The 20,885-nt window shown below is 64.3% G+C and carries 20 protein-coding genes; 12 read left to right on the forward strand and 8 right to left on the reverse strand.

The features are described from left to right. Positions 1-35: 35 nt before the first annotated feature. From ACK4HL_RS07895 to ACK4HL_RS07905, 3 genes are read left to right on the forward strand one after another with little or no spacing between them, the layout of a single operon-like run. A complete protein-coding gene (locus ACK4HL_RS07895) occupies positions 36-1,916 on the forward strand; it encodes a glycoside hydrolase family 2 protein (protein ID WP_409758268.1) in 1,881 nt (626 codons plus the stop codon). Then, positions 1,913-3,208, forward strand: coding sequence for a family 1 glycosylhydrolase (locus ACK4HL_RS07900; RefSeq protein WP_409758271.1), 1,296 nt, complete (start codon positions 1,913-1,915; stop codon positions 3,206-3,208). Before ACK4HL_RS07895 ends, ACK4HL_RS07900 begins: the two co-directional genes overlap by 4 nt. Positions 3,209-3,219: 11 nt before the next feature. Next, a complete protein-coding gene (locus ACK4HL_RS07905; protein ID WP_409758274.1) occupies positions 3,220-4,404 on the forward strand; it encodes a glycoside hydrolase in 1,185 nt (394 codons plus the stop codon). 68 nt (positions 4,405-4,472) lie between these two features. Here ACK4HL_RS07905 and ACK4HL_RS07910 read toward each other — a convergent pair whose 3' ends face one another. Then, positions 4,473-5,009: a DUF305 domain-containing protein gene (locus ACK4HL_RS07910; RefSeq protein WP_409758277.1), complete on the reverse strand. Its 537-nt coding sequence runs from the start codon at positions 5,007-5,009 to the stop codon at positions 4,473-4,475. A 243-nt stretch (positions 5,010-5,252) separates the two neighbouring features. Here ACK4HL_RS07910 and otsB point away from each other — a divergent pair, with 243 nt between their 5' ends. From otsB to ACK4HL_RS07925, 3 genes are read left to right on the forward strand one after another with little or no spacing between them, the layout of a single operon-like run. Continuing rightward, the gene (gene otsB, locus ACK4HL_RS07915) at positions 5,253-6,032 is read left to right on the forward strand and encodes a trehalose-phosphatase (RefSeq protein ID WP_409758280.1); all 780 of its coding nucleotides are present in this window, start codon (positions 5,253-5,255) and stop codon (positions 6,030-6,032) included. Beyond that, the gene (locus ACK4HL_RS07920; protein ID WP_409758283.1) at positions 6,029-7,825 is read left to right on the forward strand and encodes a glycoside hydrolase family 15 protein; all 1,797 of its coding nucleotides are present in this window, start codon (positions 6,029-6,031) and stop codon (positions 7,823-7,825) included. The genes otsB and ACK4HL_RS07920 overlap by 4 nt, the downstream gene beginning before the upstream one ends. Continuing rightward, the gene (locus ACK4HL_RS07925; RefSeq protein ID WP_409758286.1) at positions 7,822-10,059 is read left to right on the forward strand and encodes a trehalose-6-phosphate synthase; all 2,238 of its coding nucleotides are present in this window, start codon (positions 7,822-7,824) and stop codon (positions 10,057-10,059) included. The genes ACK4HL_RS07920 and ACK4HL_RS07925 overlap by 4 nt, the downstream gene beginning before the upstream one ends. 6 nt (positions 10,060-10,065) lie before the next feature. Here the strand turns inward: ACK4HL_RS07925 and ACK4HL_RS07930 are convergent, their stop codons facing one another. The 3 genes from ACK4HL_RS07930 to ACK4HL_RS07940 all read right to left on the reverse strand — a co-directional run bounded on the left by ACK4HL_RS07930 (position 10,066) and on the right by ACK4HL_RS07940 (position 12,707). Further along, positions 10,066-10,359 carry a S24 family peptidase gene (locus tag ACK4HL_RS07930; protein WP_409758289.1) on the reverse strand — a complete coding sequence of 98 codons (294 nt, stop codon included), beginning with the start codon at positions 10,357-10,359 and terminating at the stop codon, positions 10,066-10,068. 72 nt (positions 10,360-10,431) lie between these two features. Next, complete coding sequence (locus ACK4HL_RS07935; protein WP_409758292.1) at positions 10,432-11,043, reverse strand: response regulator transcription factor; 612 nt, start codon at positions 11,041-11,043, stop codon at positions 10,432-10,434. Next, the gene (locus tag ACK4HL_RS07940; RefSeq protein ID WP_409758295.1) at positions 11,040-12,707 is read right to left on the reverse strand and encodes an ATP-binding protein; all 1,668 of its coding nucleotides are present in this window, start codon (positions 12,705-12,707) and stop codon (positions 11,040-11,042) included. The genes ACK4HL_RS07935 and ACK4HL_RS07940 overlap by 4 nt, the downstream gene beginning before the upstream one ends. A 144-nt stretch (positions 12,708-12,851) precedes the next feature. Here ACK4HL_RS07940 and ACK4HL_RS07945 point away from each other — a divergent pair, with 144 nt between their 5' ends. Further along, positions 12,852-13,577: a DUF2062 domain-containing protein gene (locus ACK4HL_RS07945; protein ID WP_409758298.1), complete on the forward strand. Its 726-nt coding sequence runs from the start codon at positions 12,852-12,854 to the stop codon at positions 13,575-13,577. Between the two features lie 259 nt (positions 13,578-13,836). On the opposite strand, the gene ACK4HL_RS07950 is transcribed toward ACK4HL_RS07945, so the two are convergent. Next, complete coding sequence (locus ACK4HL_RS07950) at positions 13,837-14,178, reverse strand: hypothetical protein (RefSeq protein WP_409758301.1); 342 nt, start codon at positions 14,176-14,178, stop codon at positions 13,837-13,839. Positions 14,179-14,579: 401 nt separating this feature from the next. Here ACK4HL_RS07950 and ACK4HL_RS07955 point away from each other — a divergent pair, with 401 nt between their 5' ends. Next, a complete protein-coding gene (locus ACK4HL_RS07955) occupies positions 14,580-14,759 on the forward strand; it encodes a Flp family type IVb pilin (protein ID WP_409758304.1) in 180 nt (59 codons plus the stop codon). Positions 14,760-14,962: 203 nt separating this feature from the next. Further along, entirely contained in the window at positions 14,963-16,201 is a 1,239-nt protein-coding gene (locus ACK4HL_RS07960; protein ID WP_409758307.1) for a hypothetical protein, read from the forward strand. Positions 16,202-16,206: 5 nt separating this feature from the next. On the opposite strand, the gene ACK4HL_RS07965 is transcribed toward ACK4HL_RS07960, so the two are convergent. Both ACK4HL_RS07965 and ACK4HL_RS07970 read right to left on the reverse strand, forming a co-directional pair. After that, positions 16,207-16,599, reverse strand: coding sequence for a GtrA family protein (locus ACK4HL_RS07965; RefSeq protein WP_409758310.1), 393 nt, complete (start codon positions 16,597-16,599; stop codon positions 16,207-16,209). Continuing rightward, positions 16,599-18,056, reverse strand: coding sequence for a UbiA family prenyltransferase (locus tag ACK4HL_RS07970; protein WP_409758313.1), 1,458 nt, complete (start codon positions 18,054-18,056; stop codon positions 16,599-16,601). The genes ACK4HL_RS07965 and ACK4HL_RS07970 overlap by 1 nt, the downstream gene beginning before the upstream one ends. A gap of 300 nt (positions 18,057-18,356) precedes the next feature. Between ACK4HL_RS07970 and ACK4HL_RS07975 the strand changes: the two genes are divergently transcribed. From ACK4HL_RS07975 to ACK4HL_RS07985, 3 genes are read left to right on the forward strand one after another with little or no spacing between them, the layout of a single operon-like run. Continuing rightward, positions 18,357-18,608, forward strand: a complete 252-nt coding sequence (locus ACK4HL_RS07975; RefSeq protein WP_409758316.1) for a PepSY domain-containing protein — start codon at positions 18,357-18,359, stop codon at positions 18,606-18,608. 59 nt (positions 18,609-18,667) lie between these two features. Then, positions 18,668-19,186 carry a cytochrome b/b6 domain-containing protein gene (locus ACK4HL_RS07980; protein ID WP_409758319.1) on the forward strand — a complete coding sequence of 173 codons (519 nt, stop codon included), beginning with the start codon at positions 18,668-18,670 and terminating at the stop codon, positions 19,184-19,186. Between the two features lie 19 nt (positions 19,187-19,205). After that, on the forward strand, positions 19,206-19,700 hold the full coding sequence (locus ACK4HL_RS07985) for a helix-turn-helix transcriptional regulator (protein WP_409758322.1): 495 nt from the start codon (positions 19,206-19,208) through the stop codon (positions 19,698-19,700). Between the two features lie 3 nt (positions 19,701-19,703). Here ACK4HL_RS07985 and ACK4HL_RS07990 read toward each other — a convergent pair whose 3' ends face one another. Then, a complete protein-coding gene (locus tag ACK4HL_RS07990) occupies positions 19,704-20,816 on the reverse strand; it encodes an iron-containing alcohol dehydrogenase (RefSeq protein ID WP_409758325.1) in 1,113 nt (370 codons plus the stop codon). Between the last annotated feature and the right edge of the window lie 69 nt (positions 20,817-20,885).

Here is a 20,885-nt window from a genome sequence, read left to right on the forward strand (position 1 = left end):
TCGCAGTTTTCAATCTCATTTCCAATCGTTGAGACGTGACAGAGCAAGAAGATCATTTCGACAGCAACTACCCGCGCCCGCAGTTTCGCCGCGCTCGATGGCTCGACCTGTGCGGGGAGTGGGGCTTCGCCCATGACGATGGCGACCGCGGGGTGATGGAGAAGTGGTTCGGCACCCCGGCGCCGTTCACCCGCAAGATCGCCGTTCCCTATCCGCCGGAAAGCCGCCTCTCCGGAATTCACGAGCCAGGGTTTCATCCGGTCGTATGGTATCGCCGCGAGCTTCATCTGGAGGAGCCGGAGGCCGCGGGCAGGCTCATGCTGCATTTCGGCGCCGTCGACTACAAGGCTTCCGTTTGGGTGAACGGCGCTCTCGCCTGCAGCCACGAGGGGGGACACACGCCATTTTCCGCCGACATCACGCCCTATCTGCGGCCCGACGGCCTCCTGGTCATCACGGTGCGTGCCGAAGACGATCCGCACGACCTCCAGCAGCCGCGCGGCAAGCAGTACTGGGAGGAGAAGCCCGGCTATATCTGGTATCACCGCACCACGGGCATCTGGCAGCCGGTCTGGCTCGAGCCGCTTCCCCCCGTGGCAGTGGCGGAGATTCGCTGGACGCCGGATCTCGACCGGTTCGGGGCAGGCCTCACCCTGCGGCTTGACAGGGAGCCGCCCATCGGCTGGCGCGTGAGGATCAGGCTCAGCGGAGGCCGGCCGGCCGGGCTGCTGCTGGAGGACGTGTGTCTCCTCACCGGCAGTGAATTGCGGCGGGATCTGCTTCTCAACATCAGCAATGCCGCGGTGCGGCGGCGCCGGAGTCTCATCTGGTCGGCCGAAAATCCCAATCTGATCTGGGCAGAGATCGAGATTCTCGACGAGGAGGGGCGGGTCGTCGACCGGGTGGAGAGCTACTTCGGCTTGCGCCGCATCGAGCTCAACGACGGCTATTTCATCCTGAACGGCATCCCGACTTTCCTCCGCCTCGTGCTCGCACAGAACTACTGGCCGGAGTCCCATCTCGCGGCACCCTCGGGCGAGGCGCTGCGGCGCGAGGTGGAACTCGCGAAATCGCTCGGTTTCAACGGCATCCGCATTCACCAGAAGGTGGAGGACCCGCGCTTCCTCTACTGGTGCGACAGGCTCGGCATGATGGTGTGGGGCGAGACCGCGAATGCGTATGTCTATTCCGACCGCGCCGCCACGATGCTGACGCGCGAATGGATCGAGGTCCTGCGCCGGGATTACAACCATCCATCGATCGTCACCTGGGTGCCGCTGAACGAGAGCTGGGGCGTGCCCGATCTCGACCGGTCCGAACAGCAGCGCGCCTTCGTGCGCGCGCTCTATGCCCTGACCCGGGCGCTCGATGCCACAAGGCCGGTCATCGCCAATGACGGCTGGCAGCATGCCGTCGGCGACATCTTCGGCATTCACGACTATGCACCGCATGCCGACATGCTGCGCGAACGCTATGCCGACAGGCGGGCGATCGAACGCACCCTGAAGGAAGTGCGGCCGCATCACCATCCACTCCTCGGCGAAGGCGGGGCACTCTCGGGCCAGCCCATCGTCATCAGCGAATATGGCGGCCTGTCCCACAAGCCGGAGGCCAGCGAGGACTGGTTCGGCTACGGCCAGTTCGAAAGCACGGAAGACCTGCTCGAACGCTACGAAGCCCTGACCGCCGCCCTGCTCGAATCCACCGCTCTTGCCGGCTATTGCTACACCCAGCTCACCGATACCGAGCAGGAGTCGAACGGTCTGCTCACCGGCAACCGCGAACCGAAGCTCGACCCCGACAGGGTGCGCGCGATCAACAGCCGGCCTTCGCGCGCGGTGCCGAGCGAAATGCTCGATGCTCTGATCAAGCAGGAGGTGGAGCTCAGGCGGCGGAAGCGCGGGCAGGAAAGATGAGCACCGCGCAGCTTCCGCGCCGCTCGGAACTCGGCAGTCTGCGCGCGCCGGACACGTTCTGGTGGGCGACGGGCATAGAGGACACGTTCATTACCGCGCCCCACCCGATCACGTGGCGGACACTCGACGAGTATGAGCTCACCGGCCATTACCGGCGCTGGCGCGAGGACCTGGACCTCATGGCAAGCTTGGGCGTCAAGGCCGCCCGATACGGAATTCCGTGGCACCGGATCCAGCCCGAAAGGGGCACGTGGCAGTGGCAACACGCCGACGAACCGCTCGAGCGCCTGCTCGAACTCGGGATTTCGCCGCAAGTCGACCTCGTCCACTATGGCCTGCCGAGCTGGATCGAGGACGCCTATCTCAACCCGGATTACCCGCAGCACGTGGCGGAGTATGCCGCGCGCATCGCAGAACGCTTCCGCGGGCGCATTCACTGGTACACGCCGCTCAACGAGCCGCGGATCACCGCCTGGTATTGCGGGCGGCTGGGCTGGTGGCCGCCGCATCACCGCAGCTGGCGCGGCTTCGCACGGGTGATGCTGAACGTGGCGGCGGGCATTCAGGCGACGGTTTCGGCACTGCACGACGTCGACCGCGAGATCGTGGCCTATCATGTCGATGCCACCGACCTCTACGACAGCGAGGAGAAGTCACTCGCGGAGGAGACGGAGCGCAGGCGCCAGATCGTGTTCCTCGCCCTCGATCTCGTCTCCGGGCGGGTGGATGAGAGGCATGCCCTGCATGGCTGGCTCTCCGGATTGCTGGGGAGCACCGCAGCCATCGAGCGGCTGACGGAACACCCGACGCCTCCTGAGGTGATCGGCCTCAATCTCTATCCGATGTTCACCAGCAAGCGGCTGGTCCGTGACAAGAACGGCAAGCTTCGCATCCGGATGCCATACACCGAGGAGGGCCTCGTGGAGGGTGTCGCACGGGGCTACCACGAGCACTTCCGCGTGCCCATGATGATATCCGAGATCGCGACGGCAGGCTCCGTGCAGCGGAGGCTCGCCTGGCTGGACGCCTCGCTCGAGGCGGTGCGGAGCCTCCGCGCGGATGGAGTGCCGATCGTCGGCTATACCTGGTGGCCCATGTTTGCGCTCGTTACCTGGGCATGGCGGCAGGGGCGAAGGACAGTCGCCGAGCATCTCCTGCAGATGGGGCTGTGGGATCTCGACCCCGATCTCAACCGCATACCCACTGCGCTGGTCGAGGCCTATCGCAGCGTGGTGGCGCCCGACGCCGTGTCGATCGGCAGCCTCAGAACCGATCCTCCCGAGAAGACATGAGGAGAAACCCGATGTTCAACAGCTTCTTTCTTGCCGGCTTCGAAGGATCGACCGGGTACAACAGGAACGGCCACTGGTTCGACCAGGTGGTCGCCACCGGGCATGACGGCAGGGCCGACGGTGATTACCGCGACATCGCTGCAATAGGGCTGCGGGCAGCACGCGAGACGGTGCGCTGGCCGCTGGTGGACCTGGGGAGGGGGCGCTACGACTTCTCGAGCATCGACCCCTTCCTGGAAGCATCCCGCCGGCATGAGGTTGAGGTGATCTGGGACCTGTTCCATTATGGCTACCCGCGCGACCTCGACCTGTTCAGCCAGGACTTCCCCGATCGCTTCGCCGACTACTGCCACGCAGTCGCCCGATACATCGACCGCCGCACCGAGGGCATCTGCTATTTCACGCCCGTCAACGAGCCGAGCTTCATGGCCTTTGCAGGCGGGCATGCTGGTCTCTTCGCGCCCCATCTCACGGACCGCGGGGAGGACCTCAAGATAGCCCTGTGCGGGGCGGCCATCGCCGGAATCGAGGCGATCTGGGCAGCCAGCCGTGGTTCGCGGATCGTCAACGTCGATCCGCTGTGCCGGGTCGTGGCCCATCCCGAACGTCCGCATGAACAGGGTGCGGCCCAGCATTTCAACGACAGCATCGTCTTCGAATCCTGGGACATGCTGTCCGGCCGGCTGCACCCCGAACTCGGGGGCTCTCCCGCCCACCTCGACGTCGTCGGCATCAACTATTACTGGACGAACCAGTGGGAATGGGGGCGCGAGCCGCTTCCGGACGGGAGAATTCCCCCGCTCGACGATCTCGACCCGCGCCGCGCCACCCTTGGGGAACTGGTGCGCAGCGTCCACCAGCGCTACGGCCACGAACTCATCATCAGCGAAACCGCACATGTGGGCGAGGAACGGGCCCCCTGGCTTCTCGAGGTTGCCCAGCAGTCCGAGGTGCTGCTGCGGGAGGGCATCCCGCTGCGCGGCGTCTGCCTCTATCCCATTCTTGGAATGCCGGAGTGGCACGAGCCGGAGGTGTGGACGCCGATGGGGCTCTGGGACCCGGTCTGCCATCGCGAGCCCGGAGGCGAGCGCCTGATCTGCGAGCCGATGCTCGAGGCGCTCCGCAGTGCTGCGCATCTGCAGGTGCCCCGGCACGCAAGGCCGGGAGCGCGGCCGAACCTTCGTCTTCCCGCCTGACGAACAGGGCCGAGAGGCCGGATGCATGTGATCCATCGAGGCGTCTGGCGATTGACCCTCGCCGCCGCTCACCGTGCCATGGACTGTGCCCGTGCCATCATTTCGGGGGTTACATCCGTCCCGATCGGTGGCAGTGGATCACCGTCTCTCCTGAGGTCACCCTCCATGCCGGACAGGAGGAGCTTCATCGCCGTGATTTCAACCATCTGAGACTCGATGATGCCGTCGGCGAGCCGGCGGACACGGGGATCTCTGAGGGTGGCCTTGCGTGCGTTGTTCACGGCAATCGAGTGATGAGGGATCATGGCGCGCAGGAAATCCGCATCCTGCACGAGAGCTTGCGACCTGTTCACGAAGAGAAGGGCTGCACCCGCGATTGCAGCAATCGAAAGGACGGCAATCTTCAGCTTAACACCGGAGTACATCGACCACATGAACGCCAGCATGACGATGGTCATGACACAGGCCATGATCAGGGCGGCCAGGAGACGGTTCACGCTGAACGTGGCGTGGTCGATGGAATAGACGAGCTGATACATGAGGAAGAACATCAGGACGGTCGAAACCGCTATCATGGCGGCAAGGCGGCTCCACCCCATCTGCATCGAGTGCTGTTGCCGGTTCGCTTCCACGTTGCTCAAGCCCCATGTCGAGGTTCACAGCTTTCACAACCATTCCTTCCGGTGCGGGTTCCCGGCAAGCGGCGTGAGTTGCCTTTCTATCCGTATCCATCAGTAGTGCTGCCTATGGCGCTGGCCGCACGGGATGGCCAGTCTTGCCAAGCGATGCCGCCTCGGGGAACTTTTGCCGTGCTGCTGCGTTTTGAGCCCCGGTGACGCCTTGGGGAGATGAGCACCCGTTCAGAGTGGATGATAACGAAAAAGCTGCACAACCTTCCTCCGCCGCCGCCGGACCTGCTCCGCGGCGGGAGCCTCTTCCTCGATTTCGATGGAACTCTTGTCGACATTGCGCCCCGGCCGCAGGACGTGACGGTGAACAGCCGTCTGAGCCGGCTCATGTCCTCTCTGGTCTCCAGATTGGAAGGCAGGGTGGCGATCGTGACTGGGCGTCCCCTCGAAGAGCTGCGCCAACTCTTCAAAGGACCCGAGTTCGCCGTGGCCGGAAGCCATGGCGCCGAACTCTCATGGATGGACGGGCGCATCCGCAGGCCGACGGAGGCCAGGCTCGACGATGAGCTTCTCGCCCAAGTGGGAAGCCTCGAGGCTTCCCACCCCGGCGTGATTTTCGAGCGGAAACCGTTCGGCCTTGCGCTTCACTACCGGCTGGCGCCCCAGGCGGAGCACGCCTGCCGGCAGCTGGCGCAGAGGCTTGCGGAAGAAAGGGGATTCATCATTCAGAACGGGAAGAAGGTGATCGAACTGAAGGCCGTCCCCTACCACAAGGGCGATGCGGTGGACGCCATGATGAGGGAACCGCCCATGGCCGGTACCTTTCCTGTGTTCGTGGGCGACGACGAGACCGACGAGGCGGCCTTCCTCGCCGCACGCCGGCACGGCGGTGCCGGGATACTCGTTGGGCCATTGCGGCCCACATCGGCCAACTATCACCTGGCGGACGTCGGGCAGACGCTGGCCTGGCTCGACGCGGCGGGAGGAGAGGCGTGGTGACGACCTCCCTCGACCTGTGGCTGATCGGGAACTGCCAGGTGAGTGCGCTCATCGACCGCGCCGGCCGCTTCGTGTGGGCCTGTGTGCCGCAGGTCGATGGTGACCCGCTGTTCTCCTCGCTTCTGAGCGACAGGGACCCTGCGGGCGAATCGGCCGCCGGGCTCTGGGCGGTGGAGCTCGAAGGTTGCGTTTCGGTGACGCAGCACTATCGGAGAAACACGCCCATCCTCGTCAGCATTCACCGCGACGAGGCAGGGAACGCGATCGAGGTGATCGACTTCTGCCCCCGCGTCCAGCGCCTCGAGCGCGTGTACAGGCCCATCGCCTTCGCGCGCATCGTTCGCCCGCTTTCCGGCGTTCCGCGTATCCGGGTGCGCCTTCGCCCGACATACGCCTTCGGTGAACGCAGCGCCGCAAGGACCTTCGGTTCGAACCACATCCGCTATGTCACCGACAGCCATGTCTTCCGGATGACGACGAATGCCGCCGTGAGGCTCGTCTCCGAAGAGCTTCCCTTCCGCGTCGAACGGCCACTGCATTTCTTTCTCGGACCCGATGAGGGCCTATCCGGGCAGATCGGCGGCACGGTGGACCAGATGCTGGCGGACACCACCGCAGAATGGCGGCTCTGGGCGCGCGGCCTCGCCACGCCGCCGGATTGGCAGGAGGCGGTGATCCGCGCCGCCATCAGCCTGAAGCTGTGCCAGCACGAAGAGACCGGAGCAATCGTCGCCGCACTCACCACGTCGATTCCGGAACATGCGGGTTCACAGCGCAACTGGGACTATCGCTACTGCTGGATCAGGGACGCCTACTACACCGTCCTGGCACTGAACCGCCTCGGCGCACTCGACGTCCTCGAGGGCTATCTGAGCTACCTGCGCAACATCGTCGATGCGGCGAAGGGCGGGCATATCCAGCCGCTCTACAGCGTTCTCGGCGAGGCCGTCCTGGAAGAGCGCATTGCGCCCAGTCTGCCGGGCTACCGCGGATGCGGGCCCGTGAGGATCGGCAACGAGGCGTTTATCCAGCTCCAGCACGACGTCTATGGGCAGATCGTTCTTTCCAACGTCCAGGCGTTCTACGATGCCCGGCTCCTGCGCATCTCGGGGCTGCAGGACCTCGAGGCTCTCGAGCGGGTGGGCGAGCGGGCGTGGCAGCTCTACGATCAGCCGGACGCCGGACTTTGGGAGTTGAGGACGCAAAAGGCGGTGCACACCTATTCCGCCGCCATGTCCTGGGCGGCCTGCGACCGCCTGGCAAACGCGGCCAAGGCCCTGGGCCTCGCGGAGAGGCATGGGCTTTGGGCAGAGCGCGCGGCCCGGATCCGGGAATTCATCGAGGTCAACGGCTGGCGGCCGGACCGGCAGACGATGTCTGCAACACTCACGGGCGATCATCTCGACGCGAGCCTCATCCAGCTTCTCGATCTCAAGTTCTTCAAGCCGGACGATCCGCGCTTCCAGGGCACGATGAAAGCCGTCGAGACGGGGCTTCGCCGCGGTGCCTACATGCTGCGCTACGCCACGGAGGACGACTTCGGCCTGCCCAAGACCGCCTTCAATTTCTGCACCTTCTGGCTGATCGAGGCCCTGCACATCATGGGGAGGCAGGAGGAGGCGCGAGCGCTGTTCGAGGAAATGCTTTCCCGCCGCACGGCGTCCGGACTGCTGTCCGAGGACATCGATCCCGAGACGGGCGAGCTGTGGGGGAACTTTCCCCAGACCTATTCCCTGGTGGGGCTGATCAACTGCGCGCTGCTCCTCAGCAGGCCATGGAGCACCGTGCGATGAGGGTATCGACTCTCCTGCCGATGCGCGCCGGCCACCTTCTGCGGTATTCCGCGATCGGCATTTGTCTGGTCCTCGCGCTCGCAATCCTGGCGCTCCCGGCATCGAAGCTCCTGCTCGAGCAATGGTCGCGGAGCGATGTCGAGGCGAGGTCGCGGCTCGTCTACTCGGCGGTTCAGGTTTCGGTGCAGCGGGCATTGGTCGCGCGTGACGACGCCCGGCTCGCGAGCATATTGGAGGGCGTCGCCCAGGACGACCGCATACTTGCCGTCGGCCTGTGCGATCGTGCCGGAGTGCTCACCGGGGCAACTCCGCTGATGCCTGAGAACTTCTCGTGCGAGAGCGTTGCCCGCACGGGGGGCGAGAGCTTTTCCAGCATCGTGCACGACGGCAGGCGGGTGCTGGTCGCGGCCTTCCCGATCGCCGTGCGCGAAGCACGGATCTACCTCGTGGTGCTGCATGACCTCACCTACCTCGACGAGAGGGTAGGGCAGGCGCAGACCTACCTCATCGCGGGCCTCTTCGGCTTTGCCTTCGTCATCGCCGGCTCGGGCGCCGTCCTCATCTTCCTGTTCATCAGGCGCTGGATCGCGTCGCTCCGCCAGGCCATCGACGACGTGCGCGAAGGGAGGCTGCTGCCCGGGCCGGCCCACAACCGCACGGCCATCGAACGGCAGGTGCAGCAGCTGTTCAAGGAACTGGAAGCCTCCCGGGCCAAGGCCGAGGCCTCGGACGTCAGGTGGTCGCCCCAGGCGCTGCACGATCTCCTGAGCACGGCACTGCCCGATGCGCAGGTCATCATCATCTCCAATCGGGAACCCTACATCCACAACAGGACGGAGACGGGCATCGAGCTCCAGACACCGGCAAGCGGGCTCGTCTCCGCGCTCGAGCCCGTGATGCGGGCGTGTGGCGGAACGTGGATCGCGCATGGCAGCGGTACGGCCGACAAGGAAACCGTCGACCGGGACGACCGGCTCCTGGTTCCTCCTTCGGCCCCCAGCTATACCTTGCGCCGCGTGTGGATCACGGAGGAGGAGCAGAACGGCTACTATTACGGCCTCGCCAACGAGGGGCTCTGGCCGCTGTGCCACATCGCCTTCGTCCGCCCCACGTTCCGTGACGAGGATTGGCGGTACTACAAGGAGATCAATGCGCGATTCGCCCAGGCGGTGGCACGCGAGGCTGCCACCGAGGATCCGATCGTCCTCGTTCAGGACTATCATTTCGCGCTGGCGCCGCGCATGATCCGCGAACTCCTTCCCAAGGCAACCATCATAACGTTCTGGCATATTCCATGGCCGAATGCCGAAACCTTCGGCATCTGTCCCTGGAAGGAGGAGATCATCGAAGGGCTGCTGGGCAGCAGCATTCTCGGGTTTCACACGCAGTTTCACTGCAACAACTTCCTGGAAACGGTCGACAGGTTCATCGAGAGCCGCATCGACCGCGAACACGCTGCCGTCACCCTGCAGGGGCACGAGACGAAGATCCGGCCATACCCGATCTCGATCGAGTGGCCTCCGGCTGCACTCGAGCAGCAGCCGCCAGTCGAGGCCTGCCGCAGGAGGGTACGCGAAAGGCTCGGCATCGAACCGGACATGCGAATCGCAGTCGGCATCGAGCGCTTCGACTACACCAAGGGCATACTCGACCGCATGCGCGCGATCGATGTGCTGCTCACCGAACGGCCGGAATGGAAGGGGAGCTTCGTGTTCGTGCAGGTGGCTGCGCCTACGCGGAGCAAGCTCGCAAGCTACAGCACCCTCCAGGAGGAGGCGATCGGGCTGGCGCAGGAAATCAACGCGCGTCACGGCAGCAGCGGCTACCAGCCGATCAGGCTGATCGTCAGGCACCATGAGCCGCATGAAGTCTACGAGCTGTTCCGTGCTGCCGATCTCTGCGTCGTCAGCAGCCTGCATGACGGGATGAATCTCGTGGCCAAGGAGTTCGTGGCCTCGCGTGACGACGAGGAGGGCGTCCTGATCCTCTCGACCTTCGCCGGCGCTTCACGGGAGTTGACGGAGGCCCTCATCGTCAATCCATACGATGTGCATGCGATGGCGGAATCCCTGCAGATCGCACTGCGGATGCCGCAACAGGAGCAGCGCGAGCGCATGCGTCTGATGCGCCAGCAGGTAAAGGAGCAGAATGTCTACCGATGGGCAGGCCGGATGCTCGTCGACGCCGCCCGCATCAGGCAGCGGCAGCGAATTCTGGCTCTGACCGAAGGCTGAGGCGACTTACTGGCTGGCCCAGACGATGCGGCCCATGTACTCGACATCCCCGGGCTCGACGAGCACGTCGCGGCGAGACTTTCCCCCGAGCATGAGGGCTATGCATTTGCCATCCCGGTAGAGAAGCGTTCCGCCCAGCGTGCCGTGCACGGACGATTCGACCACGATGCGGTCGCCGACGGAAATCGGAACCTGATCGGTGACGATCAGACGGTCTCCGTGGCGGTACAGCGGCATCATAGAATTGCCCTGGACGGTGATCGTCTTGCCGCCGGCGACGAAAGGCTCAGCATAGGTCATGGCGAATCTCCAGGCTTGGTCGTCCATCGAAGGATGTCGCCCGGGGCGGAGCGCTGCCATAGGCAGAGGTACCTACACGTCCTGAGACGTCCTGGCGTCGTTTCGGGCGAGCAGAAGAAAGCGCAGGAGTTGCGGCAGGGACGTGGCCTGCATCTTGGCGAGAATCGCGGCGCGATGATGGTCGACGGTCCGCACGCTGATGTTCAGTTCCGCTGCAATGGCGGAACTCGCATAGCCTTCCACCACCAGCGCTGCGACGTCCTGCTCCCGGGGCGTGAGGGTGGCGAAGCGCTCGCGGACTTCGCGGGCGAGCCCGGTCTCCTCGACCGCCCGCCTGTGCTGGGCCAGAGCCGCCTCGATGCTCTGCGCAAGATCCTCGTCGATCACCGGCTTCTCGAGAAAATCGACGGCCCCGAGCTTCATCGCCTGAACTGCCATCGGCACATCTGCATGACCCGTGATGATGATCACCGGAATCTGCACGCCCGCCGATTGCAGGAGCCGCAGGGCGGTAAGGCCATCCATGTCCGGCATCCTGACATCGAGAACGATGCAGTCGCATTGTATTCCGGAAATTGCATCGATGGCCCGTGCCGCCGAACCGAAGCAGGTGGTCTCATAACCATAAGTGCCCAGCACGGAAGAGAGCGAGTGTCGTACGGCCTCCTCGTCGTCGATGATCACGATGGAAGGCTTCGAGTGTCTTCGGGCTCTGGACATGGCAGCGTGAACACGAAACGTGCACCCACCAGTGCGCTCCCGTCAAGCCAGAAGTCTCCGCCGTGGCTGCGGATGATGGTGCTGCACAGGGAGAGACCGAGACCCAGCCCTTCAGGCTTTGTGGACTGAAGAGGAAGGAAGAGCAGCGATTTGAGCTCGGGCGGAACGCCGGGTCCCGTGTCGGCGATCGACACTTCGACGAAGCCTGGCCTGGTGGAGCGCGAGGCCGTCACTTCAATCACGCGCTTCGCGCTGCCATGCGCAACGATCGCTTCCCTGGCATTCTTGATCACATTGAGAAGAACCTGCTGAATCTGCACCTCGTTGCAGAGCACGGGAGGCAGCGCGCCCGCGCCCGACGTCACCAGCGTGATGCGCGCGCGCTGCAACTCTGGTTGCACGAGGGCGGTGCAATTGGCGATGATCGACTGGATGTCGTGCGGAGCGCGGTGAACCGTTCCGCGTTCGAGGAAATTTCGCGTCGAGCGCAGCAGGGAGGCGGCGGCGTCCACCTGGCCCACTGCCGCGTCGATGTCCGAGATCAGCGCATTGCGGTCGATGCGCCTCGAATCGAGCTTGCGCCTGACGGCCCGCACGAAGTTCCGGACGGAGGATAGCGGCTGGTTCAGCTCGTGGGCCAGTGCGGCCGCCATTTCGCTGGCCAGCGAAAGGCGCGAGGCCTGCAGCAGGGCCAGTTGGCTTTCCTGAAGGCGGACATGGCTTTCCTTGAGGTCCTTTACGGCTCGCGAGCGGTCGGAAATGGCAGTCCCGAGCAGAAGCCCGGTTATGGAGAGCGAGAGCATGAGGAACTGGAGTTCAACCATTGTGGAGGATTCGAAATCGCGCCAGTAGAGAATGGCGATCATCAGCAGGTCGCTGACGAATACGGAGAAGGCAGCGGCCGTGAAGCCGTCTCTCACGGTGAAGGCGATCACCGGCAAGAAGACGAGATAGAAGAACTTGAATTGGTCGACGCCGCGGATTCCGAATACGATGAAGGAGATGATCACCAGGCCGCCGAATGCCAGCCAGTGGAAGGCTGACCAGCCGGAGAGATAGCTGGTGATGCGCGAGCTCTTTTCGGTGGGCATGAAAAGCGGGACGACGGTGAGGATGCCTACGAGATTCCCGATCGAGAGGGTCACGGTGAAGGGCAGCAGGTATTTCGGCTCTATGCCCACGCTCAGCCAGAGCGTTCCTATGCGTATGATGGCGTAGGCGGCGGTGACGGCCGCCGAGAAGGCGAAGAAGAGCAGCAGCGATGGAAGAGAGGGAACGGAGCTCCGCAAGACGACGGGTGCCGCCGCCGCTGCGGCACCGGTGAAGATGGCTGCGCGCGAGATCGCCGAAAAGTGCTCCCAGACGCCGGGAAGCGGCCATCCTCCCAGCCGCGTGCTGACCAGGATCGCGAGGCTCAGTGTCACCACCGCGGGCCAGCGCAAAATGAATCCGGCGGCGACGGCTATGCCCGTTTCGGGATTCCACGGCGTGGCCCTCAGCTCGGTCGTCTGGAACACGAACGACAGGCGTGAGACCGCCAGGAAAGCGATGAAGAGGCCAAGGTGAATGAGCAGGTTGCGAAACGTGAGATGCAGCCGGAGCGCATCCAGTGTGGCTCGAATATTCACCTCAGCTTCGCTCCGATGCCAGACCTGCCATCCTCGAAGCGAGCCTAGTGCGAAGCTGCAACCCCGGCAATGGAGGGCCGCGCATCACGTGGGGATGAGGCAGGAGAATGCGCGGCCCTTCCCGGGTCCTCCCCGACCTGGGCAATGCCGGTGACGAGCGTCATCGGCCACATCTTCTTGCAGCCGTCGGCCCGTTTTTCCAATGGGCAGCACTACCTATGGCCCGTTCGATGCGCCTGGCTAAGCTTTCGGGGAAAGCGAAAGCCTGCCTCGCATTCACGAGGAGACCGGGAATTGTTCCGTCCACGTCAGCAGAGTTCCACCGCCGCTAGAATTCTCAATTGGATCTGGCCGCGGATCGGCATTCGCCGGGCATGGGAATACCGCATGCTGAAACTGTCGCGGCTGCGGGTCAGCAGCCACACCCTCTCCCTCGGGTTTGCCGCCGGCGCGTTCGCATCCTTCACGCCCTTCATCGGATTTCACTTCCTCATCGCAGCCCTCATCGCGCTGGCGGTGCGGGGGAATGTGGTGGCCTCGGCAGTGGGAACGGTCGTCGGCAATCCCCTGACCTTTCCGGCGATCTGGCTTGCCACGTACGAACTCGGATCGGCACTCGTGGGCGGTGGGGCGGCAGGTACTGCGGCCGCCGCGAGCCCGGAAGGCGCCATGAGCGCCTTGATGACAGGAACGCTGTCCGAAGCGTGGAACATCGCGGGACCGGTGCTGTGGCCGATGCTCGTCGGGGCCGTCCCGCTGGGACTGGCCGGAGGGGCGGCATCCTACGCTCTCGTCTACCTTTCGATGTGTCGCATGCGCGCCAGGCCCATCTTCCGCTTACGCTCCCTGGCGGTGCCCGGACGCGAATGAAGTTGTTGCGCGGCTCACGTGCCGCGCGAAGCCTGGGCCTTGGAAGTGACGGGGCGCAGGCACTTCGACGGGTACACGTCGCTCGTTCCACAGCGGCTGCAGCGCAATTCCAGGAGGGAGATCGCGGCGCCGCCCGGAGGCAACAGGATGAGCGCTCCGCAGGCACTGCAGGGCAGACCGACCCGTCGCGCAGCGAAGTCGTCTGCCTCTGCAGTCTTGCCTCCTGCCGCCGCGAAGTCCTTCTTGAGACTGGCTGCCGTCACGAGTGCACCACGAAACAACAACGGCAACCGGAGACGCCCGTGCGGGCCTCTTTCACCTCGATCCACACCGGCGTGCTTCCCTCGAAGACAAGCTCCAACGGTTCGCCGCTGTTGATCGCCTCGAAGGCCCGGCAATCTTCCGAGTGGAAATGGCCCTCGCCCGCCACGGAAAAGAAGGAGCGTGACAGCCTGAGCTCCGCCGTGATCGGAATGCTGCGTCCATCAGGGAAGACGAGCCGGGCGCGGCCCTGCAGCGCCTCGCTTGGCCGCGGACCCACTGAAGGCGCCATGTCCAGAAGCCACCTGCCAACGCCCCGTTCGATTTCTTGAAGCGACATGCCATCGGGCTCCCTGTTCGATGCGATAGGGCGATGACACCACCATCGACACCGCGCCACCATAGGCAATGGTGCCTAGCATTTGTCGCAAAGGGGAAGCTTCCTCCTGGCGCGGGAAATGTGGGACGTATCAACGGCTTGGGGAGCAGGCTGCGACGCGGTGCGGTTCTGTGCCGCCAGGCCGTTCACTGCCGGCTCATGCTCCTGGAATGTCTGCGGACACGAGAGCGATTCGCATGCGCGGCGTCCACGGCAGGAACGTGGGTCAGCGTGGTTACCAAACCCTTCGCGGTTTCACTCGGATTTTGCAGCCAGAGTTTGCATGATCGTGAGAGTTTCAATGTACAAACGTTTTCAGGTGTCCAGCACCTCATAGAGAAAGAAACACAGGAGAACTCGACATGAAGACCCTCTTTCGCTTCCTCGCCAACGACAGCGGCGCCACTGCAATCGAATACGGCCTGATCGCCGCGGCTGTCGGCGGCGTTCTGCTGGCCGTCATGCCGAGCCTCGCCGGCTCGCTCAACACGACCTTCAGCAGCATCGCCACCGGCATGTCTGGCGGCGCGCCGGCCCCCTAATTCGAGCTCTGGTCTTACAGCACCAGATCTTCAAATTCCCGCAGGCGAAAGCCTGCGGGATTTTGAGTCTTGTGGCTTCGCGTGAAATGCGTTTCACCGTTCCGGCGCGCCGCCTGCGGGCGCTCGGGCGCATCACGGCATAAGGAAATCTCAACTGCTTTCCACGATTGTCCCACGCGTCAGCGTTGCAGGGATCGATCGAAATGGAGCGCGCAGTGGAGGAAGATGCCGGACGGTTGCGCGATCGCGTTCTCACTTTACTCGCAGCCGGAGGCAGCCTCCTTCTCGTCGCCGCGCTGATCTTCAGGGCCTGGACGGAAGAGGGCGGAACGAACTCCTACGCGCTCGTGGCGGAGAGCCTGCTGACGCAAACGCCCTGGGCTTCCGCCTGCTTCGATGGGGACTGTGCGCTCCGCGACGGGCTTCCCTATGTCGTTTTCCCGCCCTTTCCGGGCTTTCTCGCAATTCCGCTCGTTCTGGCGGGCGGCACCGGGCAGGCGGGTTTCGTCGCGATTTCAGCCCTGCTCTATGCAGGATCGCTGCTGCTGTGGAACGGCATCTTTCGTCACTTTGGGCTCGATTCCGCCTGCCGGGCCTGGGCTCTGGCGGCTGTGGGACTTGCAAGCCCCCTCTATTACGTGAGCCTGAGAGGCGACGGCGTGTGGTTCTTTGCCCAGTCGACGGCATTCTTCTGCCTCGCCCTGGCCCTGCACCAGGTGCTGATCAGGCGCAACCTCGTTCTGGCGGGCGTGGCGCTTGGCGCCGCGATGCTTTCGCGGCAGATGTCGGTCTTCTATCTTCCGCTGCTGTTCCTCATCTTCTTGCGGGAGGAACCGCTGTTTCGCATCACCCCCGAACGGCTGAAGGCTGCGGCGAGCCTCTGCGCTGCACCCGCTTTCGCCCTCCTGCTTTATTTCGCCTACAACCACTGGCGCTTCGGCGATCCTCTCGACACCGGATACGACTACATCTTCGCCGGCGGCGAGACGAACTCGATGCTTGGCAAACGCGTGGCCGAACATGGGCTGTGGAGCGCCGCTTACGTTCCGTTCAACCTGTTCTACACTTTCCTTCAGGGCTTCCACGCGGAATTCGCGGATCCCGCGAGGCTTGACCTCACCGGCCTCGATCCCGCCGGCAGCTCGCTCCTGGCGGCCAGTCCCTGGCTCCTTCTCATGTTCTTTGCGCCGGCGCGGCGGCTGACCTTCGCCGCCGTGGCGATGGCGGCCTCGTTCACGCTCATGATGCTGTTCTATCACTCGAACGGCTTTTCCCAGTACAACACCCAACGTTACGCGCTCGACTGGCTGCCTGCGGCCCTCTGCGTGGCGGGGCCACTGGTCACGCCCGAGCGCCTGCCGTGGGTGCGCCTTCTTGTGACGTGGGGCATCCTGCTCAACGTCGCGACCGTTGCCGTACTGGGTCTCACGCAGGCCAGCTGAACCGTTCAGCCGTGGCGGAATGTGACCCGGGAATGGCCGGCGAAATTCGCGACCGCCCCCAGTGCGAGCGCGGCGGCATGTGCCCCTGCTTCCACCAGTGGCGAGGCAGGCAGGACCAGGCTGGCCAGTTTCAGCAGCAAGATCGCGGCGATGGTGACGAGGGCACCGGATGCGGCATTGACCGCGACGAAGCCGGCGAGCTGATGCAGAAGAGGAGTCCTGCTTCCGGGCCAGACCAGGCCGCGGTAGAGAAGGAAACCTGCCGCCATGCCGATCAGGAAGGCGAGGATGACCGCGTCCCGGAACTCCAGCCAGTTGGAGAGGAGAATCCGCGCCAGCCAGTTCACCAGCGCCGCCGCCGCTCCACAGAGGAGGAACAAAAGGCTCGTGCGAGACATCACGTCACGCTCCACTGGAGCGGAAGTGACACCGTGGAAGCAAGGATAAACGCCGCCGCCACGGTGCCGCCAAGTGCGAGGGAAGGGCGGTCCCTCACGGCGAACGCGACCGGGTCGTCGTTCAGCTGTCCCCGCTGCGACAGGAGCCAGACGCGGCCGAGCCACAGGAACACGGCCACCGGCGCAATCCACAGGAAGGCGGGAGAAGCATAGAGTGATGCATGCGCCATGTCCGACATCAAATAGAGCGAGAGGAATGTAATCGATGCCAGCGCCGCGCCCGTGCCAAGTCCCAGCACGAGGGGCTCGTCCACCGCGCCATAGCCGCGGCCCAACAGCGCCCGCTCGCCCGAGCCCTTGAGCTTGACGACCTCGGTGTGGCGCTTGGCGAGGGCGATCGAGAGAAAGAGCGCGGTCGAAAACACGAAGAGCCAGGGAGAGAGCACTGCGCCGATCGCCACCACGCCGGTGAGCAGCCGGAGAGAGAACAGGCCGGCGATGATCAGCGTGTCGAGAATGGGAATGCGCTTCAGCCAGAATGAGTAGGCGAGAGTGGCGGCGGCGTAGAGCGCCACCAGCGCCAGAACAGCGCCTCCCGCTTCGAAGGCCGCCATGCCGCCGATGAAGGACAGGACGGGAATTGCCAGGAAGGCCGTGCGAAGGGGCAGGGTGCCGGAAGCGAGCGGGCGGAGGCTCTTCGTGCGGTGTCGCCGGTCATGTGCGAGATCGAGAATATCGTTCACGAGATAGGTGCCGGCGGCCACCAGCGAAAAGCCGAGAAAGGCGAAAAAGGCCAGATACCACGCCCCGGCATCGCCGTAGCGGCCGGCAAGAAGCAGGGGCGCGAAGATCAGCACGTTCTTGACGGCCTGCTGCAGGCGGACAGCCCGTGCAAAGGTTTTCCAACCGTGCTGGGGGCCGGCAAGCTGATGCACGGGAACGCCTGCTCGCGTAACGGCGGCGACGAGCGAGGCGGGTGCTCCGACCGTTACGGCGGCTGCCGATCTCTTCCAGACGGGTAAATCGGCCGTACTGTCGCCCGCATAGATGAAACCGCCCGGGAAGGATTCCATTAGCACGTCGCGCTTGCGGCCGCCCTTGAGGTTCCGCGTGGCGTCGCTGGCGAAGACACGGGAGATGAAGGGGAAGCGCTGAGCGAATCGGCGGGCGATGAGCTCGTTGGCGGCGGTGGCAAGCACGACGGGCCGGCCAGCTGCGTGCTCCCTTTCCGCGAGGCTTGCCACAGCGGCATTGACCGGCACGAAAGCGATGTCCGGGTAGGCGATGTCGGCGAGCTTCGCCTTCAGCAATGGCCGCCCGCCGCTGACAAGCCACCAGATGCAGAGAATCACACTGAGCGGATTGCGCCGGACGACAAGTGCCAGGCTCTCCAGCAGCATGTCGCCCAGCAAGAGCGTGCCGTCGAGATCGAGAATCAGCGGGGCGCTGAGCGGCACCGTCCTGAACTGGGACGGGGGAGGGACGGCGTCATTGCGGGTGCTTGTCGTAGGGTTCAGCACTGGGACCTCTTCGGTTTTGAGATGCCCAGCCCTGCACGCCGCATACCAGAAAGTGCATTTCCTGCCGAAAAGGCACCCTTAACCTTACTCCGGCGGCCCTAAACCCCGGTTTAGGGCGTGCATCTCCGCCTTCAGGCGAGCCCTCCTAAACCCCGCGCCAATGGTGTCTGCCGGCCATGCGCCCGATAGCTCGGCCACCGGTGCATCCGCCCGGCGCACAAGCAAAGAGGTTCCCACATGACGATCAAGATCACCCGGCTCTCCCTCGCCATGGCGCTGCTCCTGCCCGCATCCGCCGCATTGGCCGAGGCTGTCCTGACGCCCGAGACCGAGCAGAAGGTGCGCGATACCCTGACCGCGCAGGGCTACGAGGTGGCAAAGGTCAAGATCGAGGACGGCCTCTTCGAGGCATACGCCAAGAAGGAAGGCGAGAAGCTCGAGATCTTCCTGAACGAGAAGATGGAAATCGTGAAGACTGAAAAAGACTGATCGGCAGTGCGGGCGCGGTCCCACCGGCTGCGCCCTCCTCTTGAACCCGGAGAAAACCGATGACGTCGAAAAAGGTCTGGGACCCGTTCGTGAGGGTCTTTCATTGGTCGCTCGTCGTGCTGATGACGGCCAACGCATTCGTGCTGGACGACGAGTCGAAAACTCACCAGTGGGTGGGCTATGCTGTCGCAGTCCTGGTGATGGCCCGCCTCGTCTGGGGGTTCGTGGGCCCGCATTATGCCCGTTTCTCGAGCTTTCCGCCCAGCGCAAAAGCCTCGGTCGAGCAGCTGGCGGACATCGCCAGCGGTCGAAAGACCATTCATTTGGGCCACACGCCACTCGGCGCCCTCATGATCTACAATCTTCTGGCCGCAATTCTCGTCATCTGCGTTTCTGGGCATTTGATGACCACGGACGCCTTCTGGGGCGAGGAATGGCCGGAGGAGCTGCACGAGGCGGCGGTGACATGGGTCGAACTCTCCGTCCTGGCCCATGTACTGGCCGTGATCCTCGAAAGCCTCCGGACGAAGGTCAATCTTCCCCGTGCCATGATTACGGGCTACAAGCGCATTCCGTGAAACGGTTGACGGTTGGTGAATGAAGACGGGCCTGCCCACGCTGGTTGTGGGGCTCATCGCGGCGCAAACGGTTTGCGCCGCGATATTCCTGGCCGATGTGGTGGCCGACTACTCCGAGATGCTGACGATGGATTGGCATCTCGTGCCCGAGGCGCTCGCCAGCATTGCGCTTTTCGTGGGGATCGGCTTCGAGATCTTCTACCTCATGCATCTTCTGCAGCGGAAAGCGAGCCTCGAGCGGAGCGTTGGCATGGCTTCCGCGGCACTGCAGGACGTCATCCAGAGCCACTTCGACGAGTGGAAGCTTACGGCGAGCGAGCGCGACGTCGCCGCCCTCATGGTGAAGGGGCTCAGCATTTCCGAGATCGCGGGTGTCCGCGGCACGGCGGAGGGCACGGTCAAAGCCCATCTCAACGCCATTTACCGGAAAGCGAATGCGAGGAATCGCGCCGAGGTTCTGAGCACCATCATGGACACGCTGATCGACAAGCCGCTGCTCGCGCGGGCGGATTAGCTCTCAGGCTGCTTCCCCGAGAATCGCCAGGTAGTCGCCCGGCGTTGGGGGGCGCGGGTTGGTGGCGTGGCAATGGTCTTTCATGGCCTCTTCCGCGACGTGCCGCATCATCTCTTCCGTCACGCCCATCTGCGACAGTCCGGCGGGCATGCCGATGCGGTCATTGAGCCGGACGATGGCCCTGTCCGGTGCTTCTCCGAAGAAGGCTTCCAGCTTCTGCCATTTCTCGCCGATCGCAGCCCGGTTGAAGCGAAGGACGGCAGGCATCAGAACGGCGTTGAGCGTTCCGTGGTGAAGGTTGAGTTGCCGGATCGCGCCGAGCGGATGGGTGAGGGCATGAACTGCGCCCAACCCCTTCTGGAAGGCCATCGCGCCCTCCAGAGCGGCCATCATCATGGCGTTCCTGGCCTTTCTGTCGGACCCGTCCCTGACCGCCTTCTCCAGGGCCCCCCAGCCGCGGGCGAGCCCGTCGAGGGCGATGGCGTCCGCCGGCGGGTTGAAGGCTGGCGCCATGAAGGTTTCGAGGCAATGCGAGATCGCGTCCATGCCGGTTGCGGCCGTGAGGCCGGACGGCAGCCCGAAGGTGAGTTCCGGGTCACAGAGCGCAATCGATGGCAGCATGTGGGGCGAAACGATGCCGAGTTTCCTCCCCTCCGCGGTGATGATGACGGCAGCACGGCCCACTTCCGAGCCTGTGCCAGCGGTCGTCGGGACGGCGATCATGGGGCAAATGCGCCCATGGATGCGGGAGATTCCGCCCGCTACCAGCGTATACTGCGAGAGCGGCCCCTCATGGCCCGTGAGAAGCCTCACTCCCTTGGCGAGATCGAGTGCCGAGCCTCCGCCGAGGCCGACGATGCCGTCGCAGCGAGCCTCCCGATAGAGCGAATGGGCTGCCGTCACCGCCTCTTCGGTGGGGTTTGCGGGAGTCCCGTCGTACACCACGGGGTCCGAGTTCAGGAGGCCCAGGACCTTGTCCACCAGCCCCGTCGCCACGAGGCCGCGGTCGGTAGCAATGAGGGGACGCTGCACCCCCAGCACATCGAGGAACTCCTGAAGCCGGGAGATCTGGCCATCCCCGAATTCGATGCGGGTGAGATAGGAAATGGTGCTCATGAAGGAATCCCGGACGAGGCGGATCTGCTCGCCGCCGACCAGACACGCAAGGGGGCGGGGGTGTCAATC

This window comes from Aestuariivirga sp. (assembly GCF_046294715.1).
Lineage (GTDB): Bacteria > Pseudomonadota > Alphaproteobacteria > Rhizobiales > Aestuariivirgaceae > Aestuariivirga.

Excerpts from the sequence above, each read along its gene's own strand:
- ACK4HL_RS07950 (WP_409758301.1), bottom strand. The coding sequence starts at position 14,178 with ATGTCGCTTCAAGAAATCGAACGGGGCGTTGGCAGGTGGCTTCTGGAC.
- ACK4HL_RS07900 (WP_409758271.1), top strand. The coding sequence starts at position 1,913 with ATGAGCACCGCGCAGCTTCCGCGCCGCTCGGAACTCGGCAGTCTGCGC.
- ACK4HL_RS07910 (WP_409758277.1), bottom strand. The coding sequence starts at position 5,009 with ATGCAGATGGGGTGGAGCCGCCTTGCCGCCATGATAGCGGTTTCGACC.
- ACK4HL_RS07965 (WP_409758310.1), bottom strand. The coding sequence starts at position 16,599 with ATGTCTCGCACGAGCCTTTTGTTCCTCCTCTGTGGAGCGGCGGCGGCG.
- ACK4HL_RS07980 (WP_409758319.1), top strand. The coding sequence starts at position 18,668 with ATGACGTCGAAAAAGGTCTGGGACCCGTTCGTGAGGGTCTTTCATTGG.
- ACK4HL_RS07930 (WP_409758289.1), bottom strand. The coding sequence starts at position 10,359 with ATGACCTATGCTGAGCCTTTCGTCGCCGGCGGCAAGACGATCACCGTC.
- ACK4HL_RS07945 (WP_409758298.1), top strand. The coding sequence starts at position 12,852 with ATGCCGGTGACGAGCGTCATCGGCCACATCTTCTTGCAGCCGTCGGCC.
- ACK4HL_RS07905 (WP_409758274.1), top strand. The coding sequence starts at position 3,220 with ATGTTCAACAGCTTCTTTCTTGCCGGCTTCGAAGGATCGACCGGGTAC.
- ACK4HL_RS07955 (WP_409758304.1), top strand. The coding sequence starts at position 14,580 with ATGAAGACCCTCTTTCGCTTCCTCGCCAACGACAGCGGCGCCACTGCA.
- otsB (WP_409758280.1), top strand. The coding sequence starts at position 5,253 with ATGAGCACCCGTTCAGAGTGGATGATAACGAAAAAGCTGCACAACCTT.
- ACK4HL_RS07925 (WP_409758286.1), top strand. The coding sequence starts at position 7,822 with ATGAGGGTATCGACTCTCCTGCCGATGCGCGCCGGCCACCTTCTGCGG.
- ACK4HL_RS07990 (WP_409758325.1), bottom strand. The coding sequence starts at position 20,816 with ATGAGCACCATTTCCTATCTCACCCGCATCGAATTCGGGGATGGCCAG.
- ACK4HL_RS07960 (WP_409758307.1), top strand. The coding sequence starts at position 14,963 with ATGGAGCGCGCAGTGGAGGAAGATGCCGGACGGTTGCGCGATCGCGTT.
- ACK4HL_RS07985 (WP_409758322.1), top strand. The coding sequence starts at position 19,206 with ATGAAGACGGGCCTGCCCACGCTGGTTGTGGGGCTCATCGCGGCGCAA.
- ACK4HL_RS07975 (WP_409758316.1), top strand. The coding sequence starts at position 18,357 with ATGACGATCAAGATCACCCGGCTCTCCCTCGCCATGGCGCTGCTCCTG.